16 protein-coding genes are annotated in these 16651 nt (G+C 54.3%); 6 read left to right on the forward strand and 10 right to left on the reverse strand.

Annotated features, from left to right (window positions below; genetic code table 11):
* Positions 1–92: 92 nt before the first annotated feature.
* The gene (locus ACIGCM_RS22045; protein ID WP_397504205.1) at positions 93–311 is read right to left on the reverse strand and encodes a DUF2970 domain-containing protein; all 219 of its coding nucleotides are present in this window, start codon (positions 309–311) and stop codon (positions 93–95) included.
* Between the two features lie 104 nt (positions 312–415).
* Positions 416–883, reverse strand: coding sequence for an OsmC family protein (locus ACIGCM_RS22050; protein ID WP_397504206.1), 468 nt, complete (start codon positions 881–883; stop codon positions 416–418).
* Between the two features lie 309 nt (positions 884–1192).
* Here ACIGCM_RS22050 and ACIGCM_RS22055 point away from each other — a divergent pair, with 309 nt between their 5' ends.
* Positions 1193–3301 carry an EAL domain-containing protein gene (locus ACIGCM_RS22055; RefSeq protein WP_397504207.1) on the forward strand — a complete coding sequence of 703 codons (2109 nt, stop codon included), beginning with the start codon at positions 1193–1195 and terminating at the stop codon, positions 3299–3301.
* Positions 3302–3433: 132 nt separating this feature from the next.
* Entirely contained in the window at positions 3434–4363 is a 930-nt protein-coding gene (locus tag ACIGCM_RS22060) for a ZIP family metal transporter (protein ID WP_397504208.1), read from the forward strand.
* 20 nt (positions 4364–4383) lie between these two features.
* Here the strand turns inward: ACIGCM_RS22060 and ACIGCM_RS22065 are convergent, their stop codons facing one another.
* Together ACIGCM_RS22065 and ACIGCM_RS22070 are read right to left on the reverse strand one after the other, a co-directional pair.
* Entirely contained in the window at positions 4384–4896 is a 513-nt protein-coding gene (locus ACIGCM_RS22065) for a GNAT family N-acetyltransferase (protein ID WP_397504209.1), read from the reverse strand.
* A gap of 72 nt (positions 4897–4968) precedes the next feature.
* Complete coding sequence (locus ACIGCM_RS22070; protein ID WP_397504210.1) at positions 4969–5205, reverse strand: hypothetical protein; 237 nt, start codon at positions 5203–5205, stop codon at positions 4969–4971.
* Positions 5206–5399: 194 nt separating this feature from the next.
* On the opposite strand from ACIGCM_RS22070, the gene ACIGCM_RS22075 reads away from it, so the two are divergent.
* On the forward strand, positions 5400–5702 hold the full coding sequence (locus ACIGCM_RS22075; RefSeq protein ID WP_087516764.1) for a DUF1883 domain-containing protein: 303 nt from the start codon (positions 5400–5402) through the stop codon (positions 5700–5702).
* A gap of 64 nt (positions 5703–5766) precedes the next feature.
* Here the strand turns inward: ACIGCM_RS22075 and ACIGCM_RS22080 are convergent, their stop codons facing one another.
* The 6 genes from ACIGCM_RS22080 to ACIGCM_RS22105 all read right to left on the reverse strand — a co-directional run bounded on the left by ACIGCM_RS22080 (position 5767) and on the right by ACIGCM_RS22105 (position 12876).
* On the reverse strand, positions 5767–6672 hold the full coding sequence (locus tag ACIGCM_RS22080; protein WP_397504211.1) for a hydroxymethylglutaryl-CoA lyase: 906 nt from the start codon (positions 6670–6672) through the stop codon (positions 5767–5769).
* Between the two features lie 42 nt (positions 6673–6714).
* The gene (locus ACIGCM_RS22085) at positions 6715–8703 is read right to left on the reverse strand and encodes an acetyl/propionyl/methylcrotonyl-CoA carboxylase subunit alpha (protein ID WP_397504212.1); all 1989 of its coding nucleotides are present in this window, start codon (positions 8701–8703) and stop codon (positions 6715–6717) included.
* Entirely contained in the window at positions 8700–9500 is an 801-nt protein-coding gene (locus tag ACIGCM_RS22090; protein WP_397504213.1) for a gamma-carboxygeranoyl-CoA hydratase, read from the reverse strand. Before ACIGCM_RS22090 ends, ACIGCM_RS22085 begins: the two co-directional genes overlap by 4 nt.
* A gap of 52 nt (positions 9501–9552) precedes the next feature.
* Positions 9553–11160, reverse strand: a complete 1608-nt coding sequence (locus tag ACIGCM_RS22095; protein ID WP_397504214.1) for a carboxyl transferase domain-containing protein — start codon at positions 11158–11160, stop codon at positions 9553–9555.
* Positions 11161–11287: 127 nt separating this feature from the next.
* Positions 11288–12451, reverse strand: a complete 1164-nt coding sequence (locus ACIGCM_RS22100) for an isovaleryl-CoA dehydrogenase (RefSeq protein WP_397504215.1) — start codon at positions 12449–12451, stop codon at positions 11288–11290.
* Positions 12452–12480: 29 nt separating this feature from the next.
* Positions 12481–12876, reverse strand: coding sequence for a MerR family DNA-binding transcriptional regulator (locus ACIGCM_RS22105; RefSeq protein ID WP_397504216.1), 396 nt, complete (start codon positions 12874–12876; stop codon positions 12481–12483).
* Between the two features lie 189 nt (positions 12877–13065).
* Between ACIGCM_RS22105 and ACIGCM_RS22110 the strand changes: the two genes are divergently transcribed.
* The 3 genes from ACIGCM_RS22110 to ACIGCM_RS22120 all read left to right on the forward strand — a co-directional run bounded on the left by ACIGCM_RS22110 (position 13066) and on the right by ACIGCM_RS22120 (position 16638).
* Positions 13066–14121 carry an AraC family transcriptional regulator gene (locus tag ACIGCM_RS22110; RefSeq protein WP_397504217.1) on the forward strand — a complete coding sequence of 352 codons (1056 nt, stop codon included), beginning with the start codon at positions 13066–13068 and terminating at the stop codon, positions 14119–14121.
* Between the two features lie 82 nt (positions 14122–14203).
* Positions 14204–15871, forward strand: a complete 1668-nt coding sequence (locus tag ACIGCM_RS22115; protein ID WP_397504218.1) for an acyl-CoA synthetase — start codon at positions 14204–14206, stop codon at positions 15869–15871.
* Positions 15871–16638 carry a 3-hydroxyacyl-CoA dehydrogenase gene (locus ACIGCM_RS22120; RefSeq protein WP_397504219.1) on the forward strand — a complete coding sequence of 256 codons (768 nt, stop codon included), beginning with the start codon at positions 15871–15873 and terminating at the stop codon, positions 16636–16638. The genes ACIGCM_RS22115 and ACIGCM_RS22120 overlap by 1 nt, the downstream gene beginning before the upstream one ends.
* Positions 16639–16651 lie beyond the last annotated feature (13 nt).

Here is a 16651-nt window from a genome sequence, read left to right on the forward strand (position 1 = left end):
TCACCAGTAAAGCCAGTTTAGTGTTAGGGCGGGGCAGCAAATCGCACACCTGTGCGGTTTGCTTTTTTCACCTTAAACAAGCGCCTTGGCTGTCAAACCCCAGCGAAATACAGCACCAACTGCACGACCCCTGCAATCAGCAACACAAAGCTCGCCGTGAATAACACACCTAATAGAATGAATTGGCTGGGTTTGCCCCGGCTAAAGTCGCGATTGCGGTTTTTACCGCTTTGTACGCCAAAGGCCGCAGCTAAAACGCTGTGCAGCATTTCCCAAGTGGTTAGCGGTTTATCATCTTGATTGTCACTCATAGTGGCTCCTTGCTCATGAGTGTGTATGTCCCGTTCAGTTTAGCGCTTCCACACGGGGCCGCACTCTTACAGCTCAACCTGGTGGTGAAGCTGTTTGCAGGCATTTATTCAAACACGGGGTGGCACTGCACCTTAGTTAACACCGAATTGGCAATAAAGCATTGGTCGTGAGCCCTGTGGTGAAGCTCGATCAATTGCTCTTTGGTCGGGCTGCTTGCCGCAGTGAATGCCACTCGCGGGAAGAGTGTCACCACCGTCATGGCCATTCGGCCCTGTGCATTCTTGGCCATCAACCCGACTGGGTTGTCTTCATACTCATTGACCTCAAACCCTTGTTTGGCTGCAAGACCCAAAAACCAGAGCATGTGGCAGCTTGATAACGAAGCGACAAAGGCCTCTTCAGGGTCGACCGCTGCGGGGTCGGAATAGGGCAGTGGCACCACGTGCGGGGAAGAGGATGCAGGCACTTGGATGCCTCCATCAAACTGCCAACTGTGGGCCCGGCTATAACGATTGTTTAGAAAGCCTTGTGTCCCGCGATGCCACATAACTTTAGCTGTGTATTCACTCATTTAAATTCCCTAATGTTCAGGACGGTGAAGCTTGGCGTCTTAGTGCATGCCATAGTGATATTGAAGACTGTGAAATGAAACGGGGAACCGTTCGCGAGTTATACAGACCGCAGAACCAGATCATCTGAAAAAAGCAAAGGCTCTCGGGAGCACTAGCTAGAAGCTGGCTGAGTCATAAACTGCGAAAAAGCGATCGGGGTCGCCCTCGACTTTAGTTGTTCTTTTTAACGCAGTACGGGGTGCTCCAGTAATACCTAGCGCAGTATTTTTCAGAGGTTTCTTCGCAGGGAGCATCGTCATGCAGGAGGCATGCGCTTGATCTCAAGCACCTTAGCACTTGCGCAGGCTAACGCGCTGAGTTTGGTAGTCCAGATTCAGTTATCTAAAGCACTCGCGCAGGCCCTTAATGCCTTGGTTGACGCGCTCAAGGACAAAGCCCAGCACGCCTTGTCACCTCAAGATGCGCAGGCCTTTAAAGAGGCTGTAGCCTTTTGCGATATTCTGGGGCCGCAGTTGGTCAGCCAATGCGTAAATAGCATAAATCGTGGTCTGGCACTCAAGCACCGCTATGCACAACAGTCCCTTTCAGATGCTGAGGAACAGGCACTCGATCAATTGTTGGTAGACCGAGTTGTAGGCAATGTCCGCGAGACGCTCGCCGAGTATGAGTTGGATGCTTGCAGTTGCTTTAGCCAATTGGTCGGTCAGCCTGTTGTTAATGCCGAGAACCCATTTTCCCTCGATTACTTAGTGCCTAATTGGCTGAAGGCTTTCGATCTGAGCTCACGACCTGAGCCTGTTCGGGATGAGTTTCTTGCGCAGATGTGCGCGGTGCTGCCGCAGTCATTGTTTTGCTATTTCAAGGCGCTTTCCGAGCAATGTTTTGAGCCGCGAATTACAGATCACCTATCTTCATCCGGGACCAACTCCTTTCTACGCGCTTGTCAGGTTATGCAGCCCGATAGCCCGTGCCATTCAGCACCCATTGATGGCCCTGAAGCAATCAAGGGGTTAGATGATGAACATCGCCAAGCGTTGCAGTTAATTCTGGACGGGTTAAATGGGCTGGCACCAGAGGAACTGCCACCAGCCTCCCAGATTACCGATGGGGTCTTGCGGACTGTGCAGGATCTAGTGGGGAATCTATGCGAAGAAATTGCCTATGCCCACAGCCATGACGATTTGACCGGATTGCTTAATCGCCGCAGCTTTGAAGCTGTGGTCGCGAAAAGTCTGTACAGCGCAGAGGAGGTTGCATACATCGCTGTACAGGTCGACCAATTAAGCCTACTGAATAATCAGCTGGGTTTAATGGCAGGTGATGCCTGTCTTAATCATGTTGCTCAACTGCTACAGCGAATGCTACCCAATAATGGCGTGCTTGCCCGCCTTAGCGGGGTCAAGTTTGCGGCAATGGTTCAGCAGCATGATGAGGTCAGTGCCTGCGTCCTCGCTGAAAGGATGCGCACTTGCATAGGGCAGAAGAGGTTTATCTGGCAGGGGCAAAGCCTTGGTGTAACCCTGAGTGTTGGCGTCATGCAGGCTGCCGCCGGCGATGATGTAGGCAGTGTGTTCAGCCAGCTCTCCACAGTATGCAGTCTGGCAAAAGAATCAGGTGGCAATCGGGTCTGCCGCCATAGCGTTTTGACCGATGATGCACGTGTTGGACTGTTAGCGATTGCTGTTCGGGTAGACGAGATCATTATGCGTGAAGATCTCTCCTTGCGTGTTCAGCAAATTGCCAGGGCCGACATAAAGGCTTCAGAAATTCCTCACTATGAGTTGCTTTTGGTGATGGAAAACGGTCTTGCGTTGCATGACTTCATTGCGGCAGCCGAACGCTACAAACTCATGGGTAAAATCGATCGCTGGGTGCTGATCAACGCATTTAGCCAGATCGAAAACACCCCGAGTCTGTGGCAACGCTGTGCCTCGATTTCGATTAATCTTTCGGGCAACAGTTTGAATGATGAAGATCTGCTGGGGTTCATTAAGGGGCTATTCAATCATTACGCAATTGACCCACGGCGTATATGTTTTGAAATCACTGAAACCACAGCAGTTGCTAACCTGAGTCAGGCTGCAGAGCTGATCCGCCAGCTGCAAACCCTTGGCTGCAAATTTGCCCTTGATGATTTTGGTGTCGGCTTCTCATCTTATGAGTACCTCAAATACCTGCCTGTCGATATCGTAAAAATTGACGGCATCTTTGTACGTGAAATAGTCAATTCAGCTCACGACTTGGCAATAGTCCGTTCAATCAATGAGGTCGCTCATGCACTGGGACGCATAACAGTGGCGGAATACGTCGAAAACCGAGAGGTCTGGCAGTTATTGGCTGAAATAGGTGTGGATTTTGTCCAGGGGTACGGGGTGCAAAGGCCGCGAAGTTTTCAAAGCTTGTTGTCAGGCACTTAAGTGCGTTTGTAAGGAAAGTCGTGCTTGATCAGGGCTTATACCTTTGCTCTATCGCCGTAATTAACGCGTACTTCTTGTTTCGTACTGCTAGCCGATGGATAGTAAGCGCACAATCTGGGGGTATTGATCGCTATGCATTCGACGCAAGCCGACTACGCAAATTTTCGCGCTGCATGGGTCGCTCAGGCTCAGGCAAATCCATGGGTGACCCTTGGGTTTTTTGCCGCTGTGCTGGTGATTATCTATCTGGTAATCGCATCAGTGGTTAACGCTGCAGGTGGAGAGCATGCTGAACGCCTGCGCTACGCCTTTTATGCGGGCGGCGCAGGTTTTATGGCCACGGCTCTTGGTGCCATATTAGCCGTCGTGCTCAAGACCATCAGCAGTCGCACTCAAGATAGCATGCTGGGTTTCGCAGCCGGAATGATGCTGGCCGCAAGCTCGTTCTCGCTCATCTTGCCGGGGTTGGATGCAGCCAAAAGCATCACCGGCAGCAGCTTTTACTCGGCGGCTACGGTGGTTCTGGGGTTAGGTTTAGGCACCTTGCTGATGCTGGGGCTGGATCGATTCACCCCCCATGAGCATGAAAGTACGGGGCCTTGTGGGCCTAATTCCGAACGAATCAATCGGGTCTGGCTGTTTGTGTTTGCAATCACATTGCATAACTTACCCGAGGGCATGGCCATGGGAGTTGGCTTTGCCGGAGGTGATTTCAGCGTTGGCGTCCCGCTGGCCAGCGCCATTTCGATCCAAGACATACCTGAGGGCTTAGCTGTCGCATTGGCGCTGCGCACTACCGGACTCTCAACAATCACCGCAGCACTGATTGCCATCGCCACTGGCTTGATGGAGCCACTTGGAGCATTGATTGGCGTGGGTATTTCAAGCGGCTATGCGTTGGCCTATCCGCTAAGTTTGAGTTTGGCCGCAGGTGCCATGTTGTTTGTGGTTTCCCACGAAATTATTCCGGAAACGCATCGTAATGGTCATCAAACCAGTGCCACCTTGGGGTTGATGGGCGGCTTTGCGATGATGATGTTTCTCGACACGGCCCTCGGGTAATCAAGCGACCTTGCCTGAGATCAAGCCAGTAGACAGCTCATATGCAATTTGCTGACGTAGTGGTCGTCGAGCGCTATGGCCATTGGCTCAATACCAAACTGCTCAAAACCACAGCGGCGATACAGGGCAATCGCCGCGGGGCTGGTTTCGCTGACAGTCAGTTGCATCAGCCTTATGCCGCCTCGCTGGCGCGCCAGAAGCTGCGCCTGTTCAACCAACTGCTGGGCAAGCCCTTTACGACGGTGGTTTGCCACAACGTATAAACCAAATAGCGTGGCCTTGTGTCGGGTTTTCTCTTGGTTTTTGAACGAGACGCCAGCCACCCCACAAAGCTGACCATTGCGGTCAAACGCACCGAGCACCATGGACTGTGGATGCAGTGCATCACTAACTCGCGCTTGCCACCAGCCAAGAGATTTATTTGCGCGCTCATGGGAGGTCGAGCTGAATGCCTCAGGATGCGCGCTGTAGGCATCAAGCATTAATGCTCGGTAGGTTGGAGCGTCAGATGGGGTGAGTCGGCGAATCAGCATTTAAGGCTCAGTAAGCGTCAAGGGTTGTAATTAACCCATTTGCAGCCGTGCGATTCAAGCCATTCGGTTTGGCTATTTGAGCTGCTTGACGCGCTGCGCAAGATCTTGCGTATTCGCCTCCAGTTGCTCATCAGTTAAATGATTATTAGCGGCAACGGCTTGCAATTGGCGCAAAATTTCAGCTTGTTGCTGTTCTTTGTTGCGCAGGGCCTCAGTACGTTGATTGATACGACGCAGCATGCAGTAGAACACCACTGCTGCGCCAATGCAGGCGATCAACAGCAGCAGGTAAACAGTATTTAACGACAAAGTCAGGGCCCTGGAGGCAAAGAGGGGCTGTAGTTTAGCGGTTGCTGGTGTCTGTTTGCGCGACCTGCTCCTCAGTTAATGCGGTTCACGGCATGGGATGCACTGGCAATAGTTTTTCTCAGCCTCTTTAAGCGCGCAGGTTATTTGCGACATATAATAGCCATTGGTTTGCTAATAGCTGCGTGGAGCGGTCGATGAAATTCATACATCAGCGTGAACATCTCAATGAAGACGATCTTGTCGTTATCGAGTGCTCACAAACCTGCAATATTCGCCTGATGAACGACGCGAATTTCCGCAGTTTTAAAAACGGTGGGCGTCATACTTATCATGGTGGCGCGTTTGATAAATTCCCGGTACGCATCACGGTGCCAAGCAGCGGTTTTTGGAATATCACGATTGATACCGTTTCGCGAAAGGCCATCAGCGTGACACGTAAACCCACCCTTAAACACTCTATTAAGCTGGTACGCCGTTCGGAGTCGAAATTCAGCTAGTGCTGAAGTGCCTGAGTGATTGATGGGCAGTGTGTAATTGCCTGCCAACCGCTCAGGCAAGGGCTCAGCCAGCGGCCGCCATTAACGCCCTGGCGACGCGTGAACCATTGGTTTTGCCAAGCACATTGCAGATCTGCTGGCCTGCTGCTGCCAGTTTATTAAGGTCGATTCCGGTTTCGATACCCAGCCCATTAAGCAGATACAGCACATCTTCGCTGGCGATATTGCCCGTTGCACCTTTTGCGTAAGGGCAGCCACCCAAGCCTGCAACCGAGCTGTCAAACACACCGATGCCCTCAAGCAGGCTGGCGTAAATGTTGCTCAAACCCTGTCCGTAAGTGTCATGGAAATGCCCGGCCAGCTTATCGCGAGGAATCTCCTTGCCAACGGTTTCCAGCAGATGGCGGGTAGCGCCAGCCGTACCTTGGCCAATGGTGTCGCCCAGGGATATTTCATAACAGCCCATGTCGAACAGGGCTTTGCTTACCCATGCGACCTGCTCAGGCGCAATTTCACCGTCATACGGGCAGCCGAGCACACAGGACACATAGCCGCGCACACGTATGCCATTTTGTTCCGCGGCCTGCATCACCGGCTCAAAGCGCGCCAGGCTTTCTTTGATAGAGCAGTTGATGTTTTTCTGCGAGAAGGACTCTGAAGCGGCCGCGAACACTGCGATTTCTTTGACTCCAGCCGCAAGCGCGCCTTCAAAGCCGCGCAGGTTGGGCGTGAGTGCGGCATAGGTAACACCTGCACCATGCTTGATTTGGGCAAACACTTCATCACTGCCAGCCATTTGCGGCACCCATTTGGGCGAGACAAAACTGCCAGCTTCGATGTGGCAGACACCGGCATCAGTCAGGTCATTTATCAGGCGAACTTTATCGGCAACGCTGATGGGTTGCTGCTCATTTTGCAAACCATCGCGCGGGCCGACTTCAACCAGTCGAACATGGTGGGGCAGGGCCATTGCAGTGTTCCTTAACGAGTCAATCTGGATTACAGATGTCTGCTAAACGCTTATTTCAGTGCTTTGATCTTGATTCAAGGTCATTTCAACCAGCACTGTACCTTCGCCAACCATTTCGCCTTCAGCACAAAACAGAGCGTTGACTGTACCTGCCTGTGGTGCACGAATGCTGTGCTCCATCTTCATCGCTTCCAACACCACCAATGCTGCACCAGCCTCGACGTGGCTGCCCGGCTCGACCAGTATGCGCACGATGCTGCCATTCATTGGTGCTGTCAGGCCGCCCTGTTGATCATGGCTGCGTTGCGTGGCAGCAATAGGGTCAAAGGTATCGACCTTGTGCAGTTCACCCTTCCATTCAATAAACAGGCTCTCACCCCGGCGGATGACTTGGTGCGATGTACGTAGGCCGTTGCGCTCAACTGACATCTGCTCGCCACTGAGCGTGAACAGTGAAGGCGCACAATTGCGCAGTTGCACATGCTGTTGCTGGTCGGCAGACACCAGATGCAAGTCTACTTCGCGAGGCAATCCGGCGCGCCAACCTGTGTGTTGCGCCCACGGTGAGTGCGGGTCCTGGGCGGTCGTTCGCTGTATCTGACTTTGCACAAAAGCCTCGGCAGCGAGCTGCCAAAACTCGTCCGGCAATGCACTGGGCGCCGGCAAAAGTACATCCTGATAGCGGGGAATAAACCCGGTATCCAGTTGCGCGGCTGCAAATGCTGGATGCTCAAGTACACGCTGCAAGAAGGCCAGGTTGGTGCGAACCCCAGCAACATGGGTTTGTTTCAACATGGCCAGTAAACGCAAGCGGGCTTCTTCGCGATTGGCGCCCCACGCAATCAGCTTGCCGAGCATTGGGTCATAAAATGGCGAGACTTCGTCACCCTCGGCTACGCCTGAATCAATGCGCCGTCCCTCACCAGCATCTGCTTGACGATAAACACTGAGCGTGCCGGTGGAGGGCAGAAAGTCGTTAGCCGGGTCTTCAGCATAGAGCCGAACCTCAATCGCGTGCCCCTTCAGTGGGACTTGGGCCTGGGTGATCGGCAGCGCCTCGCCGCGCGCCACACGGATCTGCCAGGCGACCAGATCAAGACCGGTGATTGCTTCAGTCACCGGGTGCTCAACCTGCAGGCGAGTGTTCATTTCCATAAAGAAGAACTCACCGCGCGCATCCAGTAAAAACTCAACCGTACCAGCGCCCACATAACCAATGGCCTGCGCGGCTTTGACCGCAGCCTCACCCATTGCTTGGCGCTGTGCGGCGGACAAGCCCGGCGCGGGGGCCTCCTCAACCACTTTTTGGTGGCGACGCTGAATTGAGCAGTCACGTTCATTGAGGTAGAGGCAGTTGCCGAGTTGATCCGCGAACACCTGAATTTCAACGTGACGAGGCTTGAGCACATACTTTTCGATCAGCATGCGCGAGTCGCCAAAGGATGACTGTGCCTCGCGCTGAGCGGATGCGAGGGCTTGCTCCATCTCGGCGGCGTGCTCAACCACCTTCATGCCTTTGCCACCGCCGCCAGCCGTGGCCTTGAGCAGCACGGGATAGCCAATTACTTCAGCTGTGGTCAGGAAGGTTTCGACATCCTGCGCTTCGCCATGATAACCAGGCACCAGCGGCACACCTGCTTGCTCCATCAGCGCTTTAGCTGCGGACTTACTGCCCATGGCATCAATCGCCGCAGCGGGCGGGCCGAGAAAAATCAAGCCAGCCGCTTCGATTGCGCGGGCGAACTCGGCGTTCTCTGAAAGAAACCCATAGCCGGGGTGAATGGCTTGCGCACCGCTGGCTTTGGCCGCATCGATAACCGCTTCGATCCGCAAATAACTGTCAGCAGGCTTGGCACCGCCCAAATCGACCGCAGCATCCGCTTCGCGCACATGGCGTGCATGGCGGTCAATTGCACTGTGAATTGCAACGCTGCGCATACCCAGCAGCCTGGCCGTTTGCATCACCCGGCAGGCAATTTCGCCACGGTTAGCGACCAAGATAGTGTCAATGGTTTTCAATTGCTCGCTCATGCTTGCGGCTCCTGCCAGGCGGGTGTGCGCTTTGCGAGAAAGGCATTGAGACCTTCTTGGCCCTCGGCGCTGACTCTGATTCGTGCAATGGTGTTTTCGGTGTAACGGCGAAGTGCCGGGGTTAATACGCCGCTGCCAACCTCTTTGAGCAAGTCTTTGCTGGCGCGCATAGCCTGCGGACTGTTGAGCAGCAAGTTTGCACACCATGCATCGGTTTGCGCATCCAGCTCGCTGGCGCTATAGGTTTCGGCGAACAGACCCAGTTGTTGCGCTTTAACACCACTGAAACGCTCAGCCGTCAGGGCAAAGCGTCTGGCGGCACGCTCACCAATGGCTTGCACCACGAATGGACTGATAACCGCTGGGGCCAAGCCAATTCGCACTTCGCTTAGGCTGAGCAGTGCGTCATCGGCACCAATGGCAATATCGCAGCAACTGATCAAGCCGACCGCGCCGCCAAATGCCGCGCCCTGGACAACTGCCAGTGTTGGGGTTTTCAGTTGATAGAGGTTGTGCATCAGCTCGGCCAGCTCGCGAGCGTCATTGAGATTGGCGTTGTAGTCGAGTTTGGCGCTGGCTTGCATCCAGGCCAAATCCGCACCAGCACTAAAGTGTTTGCCACGACCACGCAGGATCAGAAAGCGCAGGGACTTATCCGCTTGAACATCATCAAGGGCGAGGATCAGCTCGCGGATCATTTCAGCGTTGAAGGCGTTGTTCTTTTCTGGCCGGTTGAGCCAGAGGGTGGCAGCGCCGTTGGCAGCTTTTACCAGTTCGATGGTGGTGAAGTCAGTCATACCATTAACTCATTAAATATTCAGGGGCAGGGCGCATGCGTCAGCGGCCGATTTACATGCGAAATACGCCAAAGGTGCTCGGCTCAATCGCGGCATTTAGGCTGGCAGAAAGGGCCAGGCTCAGCACTTCACGGGTTTGTGCGGGGTCTATTACGCCGTCATCCCATAACCGAGCACTGGAGTAATACGGATGCCCTTGAGCTTCGTACTGATCGAGAATCGGCTGTTTAAGCTGCTGCTCTTGTTCGGCACTGAAGTGCTCACCTGCACGCACGGCTTGTTCGCGCTTGACCTGCACCAGTACCCCAGCCGCTTGTTCGGCTCCCATCACGCCGATCCGTGCGTTGGGCCACATCCATAAAAAACGTGGGTCATAGGCACGGCCACACATGCCGTAGTTACCCGCGCCGAAGCTGCCGCCGATGATTACTGTGAATTTAGGCACCTTGGCGCAGGCCACTGCGTTCACCAGCTTGGCACCGTGTTTGGCGATGCCACCCGCTTCATATTTTTGTCCGACCATAAAGCCGGTGATGTTCTGCAGGAACACCAGCGGTATCCCACGCTGGCAGGCCAACTCGATAAAGTTGGCACCTTTTTGCGCCGACTCTGCGAATAAAATCCCGTTATTGGCAAGAATCGCCACCGGGTAACCGCTAATGTGCGCAAAGCCGCAGACCAGGGTGCTGCCAAACAAGGCTTTGTATTCATCAAATACCGAGCCATCGACCAGCCGAGAAATGACTTCGCGGACATCGAAGGGCTGTTTGGCATCCTTTGGAATGACCCCATAGAGCTCCTGGGCGTCATACAGCGGTTGGATCGGCTCGCGGCAATTGACCTGGCCAAGCTTGCGCCAGTTAAGGTTGGCGATGCTGCGTCGACACAAGGCGAGGGCATGGGCGTCATCCTCGGCATAGTGGTCAGCCACGCCGGAGGTTTTGCAATGCACGTCAGCACCGCCCAAGTCCTCAGCGCTGACGACTTCACCCGTTGCCGCTTTGACCAACGGCGGCCCAGCGAGAAAGATGGTGGCTTGGTTGCGTACCATGATTGCTTCATCCGCCATGGCTGGCACATAGGCGCCGCCGGCGGTGCATGAGCCCATTACCACGGCTATTTGTGGAATACCCAAGGCGCTCATATTGGCCTGATTGAAGAAGATCCGCCCGAAATGCTCGCGATCGGGGAAAACTTCATCTTGACGGGGCAGGTTGGCACCACCTGAATCGACCAGATAGATGCACGGCAAGCGGTTTTGCTGAGCGATGGTTTGTGCGCGCAGGTGTTTTTTTACCGTCAGCGGGTAATAGCTACCGCCTTTAACGGTGGCATCATTGGCGACGATCATGCACTCGATGCCTTCTACCCGGCCAATGCCTGCAACCACGCCAGCTGCTGGCACGCTTTCGCCGTACACCTCGTGGGCTGCCAGCTGGCTGATCTCTAGGAACGGTGACCCGATATCGAGCAGTTGATTGATTCGCTCGCGGGGCAACAGTTTGCCGCGGGAGGTGTGGCGCTCTTGGGCTTTGGCTCCACCCCCTTGATGGATCTGCGCCAGCAGCGCTTGCAGTGCCTCAACTTGCTCAGTCATGGCGCTGCTATTGCCAGCATACTCCGGTGAGCGAGTGTTGATCTGAGAGAGTAAAACAGCCATCTGGCGAACTCCGGAAAATGCGGCCGCGAGCAACTGAAGTAACAGTCATCTCATCAGCCATTTTGAACATTGGGGTGCGTGAGCCGCAGGGGGCAAGCTTCGCCTTGGCCACCCTGCAAAACGTGGCTTATCGGGTTTCGTTAAACAGCTCGCGGCCAATCAGCATTCGACGAATTTCGCTGGTGCCAGCGCCGATTTCATACAGCTTGGCGTCGCGTAGCAGACGGCCTGTTGGGAATTCATTGATATAGCCATTGCCCCCCAGAATCTGGATGGCATCAAGGGCCATTTGGGTTGCGCGCTCGGCGCTATAGAGAATCACGCCAGCGGCATCTTTGCGGGTCGTCTCGCCGCGATCACAGGCTTGAGCGACAGCATAAAGATAAGCGCGACTCGCGTTGAGCTGGGTGTACATGTCGGCTACCTTGCCCTGAATCAGCTGGAACTCACCGATGCTTTGGCCGAATTGCTTACGGTCATGAATGTAGGGCACTACTACGTCCATGCAGGCCTGCATGATGCCAATAGGGCCGCCCGCCAAAACTACGCGTTCATAGTCGAGGCCGCTCATCAGGACTTTAACGCCGCCGTTTTCTACGCCCAGAATGTTCTCTGCCGGTACTTCAACGTCATCGAAGAACAGCTCGCAAGTGTTCGAACCGCGCATGCCGAGCTTGTCGAACTTGCTGCCACGGCTAAAGCCTTTCCAGTCGCGCTCAACAATAAAGGCAGTGATTCCGTGTGCGCCTTTTTCTATGTCGGTTTTCGCATAGATGACGTAGGTGTTGGCATCCGGACCATTGGTGATCCAGGTTTTGCTACCGTTGAGGACGTAGTGATCACCACGCTTGTCGGCGCGCAGTTTCATCGACACCACATCCGATCCTGCGTTAGGTTCACTCATGGCCAGCGCGCCAACGTGCTCGCCAGAGATCAATTTCGGCAGGTATTTAGCTTTTTGCTCTGCTGTACCGTTACGGTTGATCTGGTTAACGCACAGGTTGGAGTGCGCTCCATATGAGAGGCCAACTGATGCAGAGCCGCGGCTGATTTCTTCAATGGCGATAACATGCGCGAGATAACCAAGACCTGCGCCGCCGTACTCTTCGCTAACTGTAACGCCTAGCAACCCCATGTCACCGAACTTCTTCCACATGTCGGCTGGAAACAGGTTCTCGCTGTCGATAGCCCCGGCGCGTGATGTTAACTCAGCGGCGACAAAGGCTTGGGTCTGGTCGCGCAGCATGTCGATGGTTTCGCCAAGTGCGAAGTTCAGAGAGGGGTAGCTCATGGTTTCACCTGTAATTTTTATCTTTAAGTTTATGAGTTAACTGTTTGTTTTTTATCAATATCAGCCATGGCGTTTAGGCAGCGCTCTTCGGCAGTATCGAGTTCTAGCTGCATCTGCTGAATGTCGAGCAGTTGCTGTTGAAGCTGATTGCGCCGCTCGCAAATCTTCTGCATGAAGCTTTCAAGCTGCTTACGATTCCCTTGAACGGGGTCATAGAGTTCGATCAGTTCTTTACACTCGGCGAGTGAAAACCCGATGCGCTTGCCGCGCAGGATCAGCTTGAGGGTGACTTTGTCCTTCGCACTGTAGATCCGCTCCTGACCGCGCCGCTCAGGACTGAGCATTGACTGTTCTTCATAAAAGCGAATCGCACGGGTGGTGATGTCCAGTTCGCGTGCCAGTTCTGAAATTGAATAGGTAGGCATTTGTGCTAACTCGTATTAACCTTTACGTAAACGTAAAGCTGGGTTGTATAACTGTCAAGCGCCAGATCTGAAACTTAATGAAAAATACCGGCCACAATTTGTCGCAACGCCAGTACGACTTTCGCCGCAAGGTGCGAAATACTGCGTTGACTCAAAATGCGTGGTACAGATAAACCTTGGTAGGGAAGCATGCAGGCAGACAAGGGCACCATATCAATCCGCTTGGTAAGTGAAGCCGTTCACGAGTTGCAGCATCGCGGTTTAGAGGTCAACAAGCTGCTTGAGACCTCTGGTATCGCGCCTGCGTTGCTGACAAAACCATACGCACGGGTGACTTGTGAGCAATATGCCCAGTTGTGGTTAACCCTTGCGCAGCAGATAGATGATGAGTTTTTTGGCCTCAATACGCGGCGCATGAAGGTTGGAAGCTTTGCCTTTATGGCGCACACCGCCTGTAAAGAACCTACGCTTGAGCATGCTCTGCGCGGCGCTTTACGCTTTCTTGGGCTGATCTTTGAAGACTTGTCACCGCGCTTACTGCGCACCGGTGGCATGGCAGAGATCGTCATAGAACAGTCGCCAAACGCTTCAAGCACCCCTGAGCGTGCCTTCGTAGACTTCACCCTGTGGATGATGGTGCATGGTCTGGCGTGTTGGCTGGTGGGACGGCGCATCCCGATTATCGCGATTGATGTACAGCGGCCTCAACCCGATTATATTGAGGATTACCGGGTGATGTTCAGCGATAACCTGCGTTTCAGTCGCCCTCAATCACGCCTGCTGTTCAATGCGCAGTGGCTGAATCTACCGATTAGGCGCACGGCTGAAGAGCTGAGGTTGTTTCTCCAGACAGCGCCGCAGGGCATTTTGGTCAAATACCGTGACCCACAAAGCCACGCCGCCCGAATCAAAACCTACCTGCGCGGCATAAAGCCCGAGCGATGGCCCGATATCGAAGCCATTTCCGCGCATTTCTTTATGGCACCCTCAACCCTGCGTCGTAAGTTGTCGCAACAGGGGCAGTCTTATCAAAGCCTCAAGGATCATGTGCGCCGCGATATGGCAATCAGCCGCCTCGATCAAGGCGAGTGCAACTTCAATGACCTGGCTTTTGAGTTAGGTTTCGCCGACGCCAGCGCCTTTTACAAGGCTTTCAAGAAGTGGACCGGCTCAACGCCGGGCCAATATCACGCCATGATGTATCCGCAGGCTGGTGTCACTGTCAAAACTGCTCACTCAGGTTGACCCCTTAAGACATTGCCCAGATAACCTCTGGGCGCGACTATCGGTCACTACTCCTCAAACAAAAATATCCCGGAGTTGACTGATGCGCGATTATTTTACTGCTGCCCGCGAGTTCGATTTTGATCATGCCCTGAGTTCAACCCTGGTGGGCTCGGTTGATGCGATTAATGCTTGCGTCGAGTGCTGTGACCGCCATGCATTGCCGGGGCGCGTTGCCTTGTTTTGGGAGGGGGTCGACGGCAGCAGTGCGACCTACACCTTTGCCGAACTCAAGCAGCAGTCTGCCCGCTTTGCCAATTTCCTGCGTAATCAGGGGGTCAAGCCCGGTGATGTTGTGTCTGGTATGCTCGGGCGCAATCTTGAACTGCTCATCACTATCTTGGGTACCTGGCGTGCGGGTGCGGTTTATCAACCCTTGTTTACCGCTTTTGGTCCCAAAGCCATTGAGCATCGGGTGAACACTGCGGGCTCGAAGCTCATCGTCACTGATGCGGCTAATCGGGCCAAGCTCGAAGAAGTTGCAAGCGATGCGTTGCGCGTCACTGTTGCAGGTGCCAAAGGGCAAGGGATATTCCGTGGCGATTTCAGTTTCTGGGCTGAAGTTGAGCGCTGTGAGGATCACTTCGAGCCGGTAATGCGCAGCATCGAAGCTCCCTTTCTGATGATGTTTACTTCAGGTACTACGGGGGCAGCAAAACCGGTGCCTGTGCCTTTAAAAGCAATTCTCGCGTTCGTCAGCTACATGCGTGACGCCATCGATTTACGTCCTGAAGATGCTTTTTGGAATGTTGCCGATCCCGGCTGGGCCTATGGGCTGTACTACGCCGTGACCGGACCTTTGGCGATGGGCCATCCAACGACATTTTATGAGGGCGCTTTCAGTGTTGAGGGCACCTGTCGGGTCATTCGCAAATACGCCATTACCAATCTTGCGGGCTCACCCACCGCCTTTCGGTTGTTGCTGGCCAACAAAAAGCAGGTCGAGCCCTTGCTGCGTGGCCAATTGCGGGCCGTTAGCAGCGCCGGGGAACCCCTGACGCCAGAAGTGATTCGTTGGTTTGCTGAAGGGCTGGACAGCAAAATTCATGATCACTACGGACAAACAGAGCTGGGGATGGTCTTGTGTAACCATCATGCTTTTGAGCATCCGGTGCGTATTGGTGCAGCTGGCTTTGCGGTGCCTGGGCATCGGGTCGTGGTGCTCGATGAAGCCTGCAATGAACTGGCGGCCGGCCAACCCGGCAATCTTGCGTTGGACATGAGCCAGTCGCCGCTGTTCTGGTTTCCTGGCTATCAAGGCATGGCAACTAAATCCTTCAGCGGCCAGTACTACTTGAGTGGCGACACCGTTGAGCTTAATGCCGATGGCAGCATCAGCTTTGTCGGTCGCGCTGATGATGTGATAACCACCTCCGGCTATCGCGTCGGGCCTTTTGATGTTGAAAGCGCCTTGATTGAGCACCCGGCGGTTATTGAAGCTGCAGTGGTTGGCAAGCCAGACCCTGAGCGTACTGAGTTGGTTAAAGCCTTTGTGGTCTTGCAGCCGCAGTTTGCGGCCGATCCTGTCTTGGCCGAAGAGCTTCAGCGCTATGTGCGCAAAAGGTTATCTGCGCACGCCTATCCTCGCGAGATCGAATTTGTCAGTGAGTTGCCGAAAACGCCTAGCGGCAAAATCCAGCGCTTCTTGCTGCGCAATCAAGAAATCGCCAAGCAAAACTTCATCGCTAATTCAGAACAGGAAAAAGCCTGATGCAGGTTGATCAACGGGTATTTTTAATTACTGGCGGCAGTTCCGGCTTGGGCCTTGCGACTGCTCGCGCCTTGATAGAGGCAGGCGCTTCTGTGGTGATCGCTGACATCAATGCCGAGGCCGGTGCCGCTCGCGCCGCCGAGCTGGGCGCAAATGCCTATTTTGTCCAAGTGGATATCACTCAGGAGGCGGATGCCAGCAAGGCGATAGCCGAAACGCTCGAGCGTTTCGGCAGCCTGCATGGATTGGTCAACTGCGCAGGCATAGCACCCGCTGAAAAGCTCTTGGGGCGCAATGGCGTGCACGGCTTGGAAAGCTTTCGCAAGGTGGTTGATGTCAACCTGATTGGCAGCTTTAACATGCTGCGTTTAGCGGCCGAAGCCATCGCCAAGAACACACCTCAAGCCGATGGTGAGCGCGGGGTGCTGATCAACACCGCATCGGTTGCCGCCTTTGACGGGCAGATTGGCCAAGCCGCTTATGCGGCCTCAAAAAGCGCAGTGGTCGGCCTGACCTTGCCTTTAGCCCGCGAGCTTGCACGCTCGGGTATCCGGGTTATGTGCATTGCCCCAGGCATTTTTGAAACGCCGATGATGGCGGGTATGCCGCAAGACGTGCGTGATGCTCTAGCCGCCAATGTGCCGTTCCCGCCGCGCTTAGGTAAACCCCAGGAGTATGCCGCGCTGGCGCTGCATATCATCGAAAATACTATGCTCAATGGCGAAACCATTCGCCTGGATGGTGCTTTGCGTATGGCGGCCAAGTAGTCGCTAAGGCACG

The organism is Pseudomonas sp. NPDC078700 (assembly GCF_044542375.1).
Classification (GTDB): Bacteria; Pseudomonadota; Gammaproteobacteria; order Pseudomonadales; family Pseudomonadaceae; genus Aquipseudomonas.

Excerpts from the sequence above, each read along its gene's own strand:
- ACIGCM_RS22045 (WP_397504205.1), bottom strand. The coding sequence starts at position 311 with ATGAGTGACAATCAAGATGATAAACCGCTAACCACTTGGGAAATGCTG.
- ACIGCM_RS22050 (WP_397504206.1), bottom strand. The coding sequence starts at position 883 with ATGAGTGAATACACAGCTAAAGTTATGTGGCATCGCGGGACACAAGGC.
- ACIGCM_RS22055 (WP_397504207.1), top strand. The coding sequence starts at position 1,193 with ATGCGCTTGATCTCAAGCACCTTAGCACTTGCGCAGGCTAACGCGCTG.
- ACIGCM_RS22060 (WP_397504208.1), top strand. The coding sequence starts at position 3,434 with ATGCATTCGACGCAAGCCGACTACGCAAATTTTCGCGCTGCATGGGTC.
- ACIGCM_RS22065 (WP_397504209.1), bottom strand. The coding sequence starts at position 4,896 with ATGCTGATTCGCCGACTCACCCCATCTGACGCTCCAACCTACCGAGCA.
- ACIGCM_RS22075 (WP_087516764.1), top strand. The coding sequence starts at position 5,400 with ATGAAATTCATACATCAGCGTGAACATCTCAATGAAGACGATCTTGTC.
- ACIGCM_RS22080 (WP_397504211.1), bottom strand. The coding sequence starts at position 6,672 with ATGGCCCTGCCCCACCATGTTCGACTGGTTGAAGTCGGCCCGCGCGAT.
- ACIGCM_RS22085 (WP_397504212.1), bottom strand. The coding sequence starts at position 8,703 with ATGAGCGAGCAATTGAAAACCATTGACACTATCTTGGTCGCTAACCGT.
- ACIGCM_RS22090 (WP_397504213.1), bottom strand. The coding sequence starts at position 9,500 with ATGACTGACTTCACCACCATCGAACTGGTAAAAGCTGCCAACGGCGCT.
- ACIGCM_RS22095 (WP_397504214.1), bottom strand. The coding sequence starts at position 11,160 with ATGGCTGTTTTACTCTCTCAGATCAACACTCGCTCACCGGAGTATGCT.
- ACIGCM_RS22100 (WP_397504215.1), bottom strand. The coding sequence starts at position 12,451 with ATGAGCTACCCCTCTCTGAACTTCGCACTTGGCGAAACCATCGACATG.
- ACIGCM_RS22105 (WP_397504216.1), bottom strand. The coding sequence starts at position 12,876 with ATGCCTACCTATTCAATTTCAGAACTGGCACGCGAACTGGACATCACC.
- ACIGCM_RS22110 (WP_397504217.1), top strand. The coding sequence starts at position 13,066 with ATGCAGGCAGACAAGGGCACCATATCAATCCGCTTGGTAAGTGAAGCC.
- ACIGCM_RS22115 (WP_397504218.1), top strand. The coding sequence starts at position 14,204 with ATGCGCGATTATTTTACTGCTGCCCGCGAGTTCGATTTTGATCATGCC.
- ACIGCM_RS22120 (WP_397504219.1), top strand. The coding sequence starts at position 15,871 with ATGCAGGTTGATCAACGGGTATTTTTAATTACTGGCGGCAGTTCCGGC.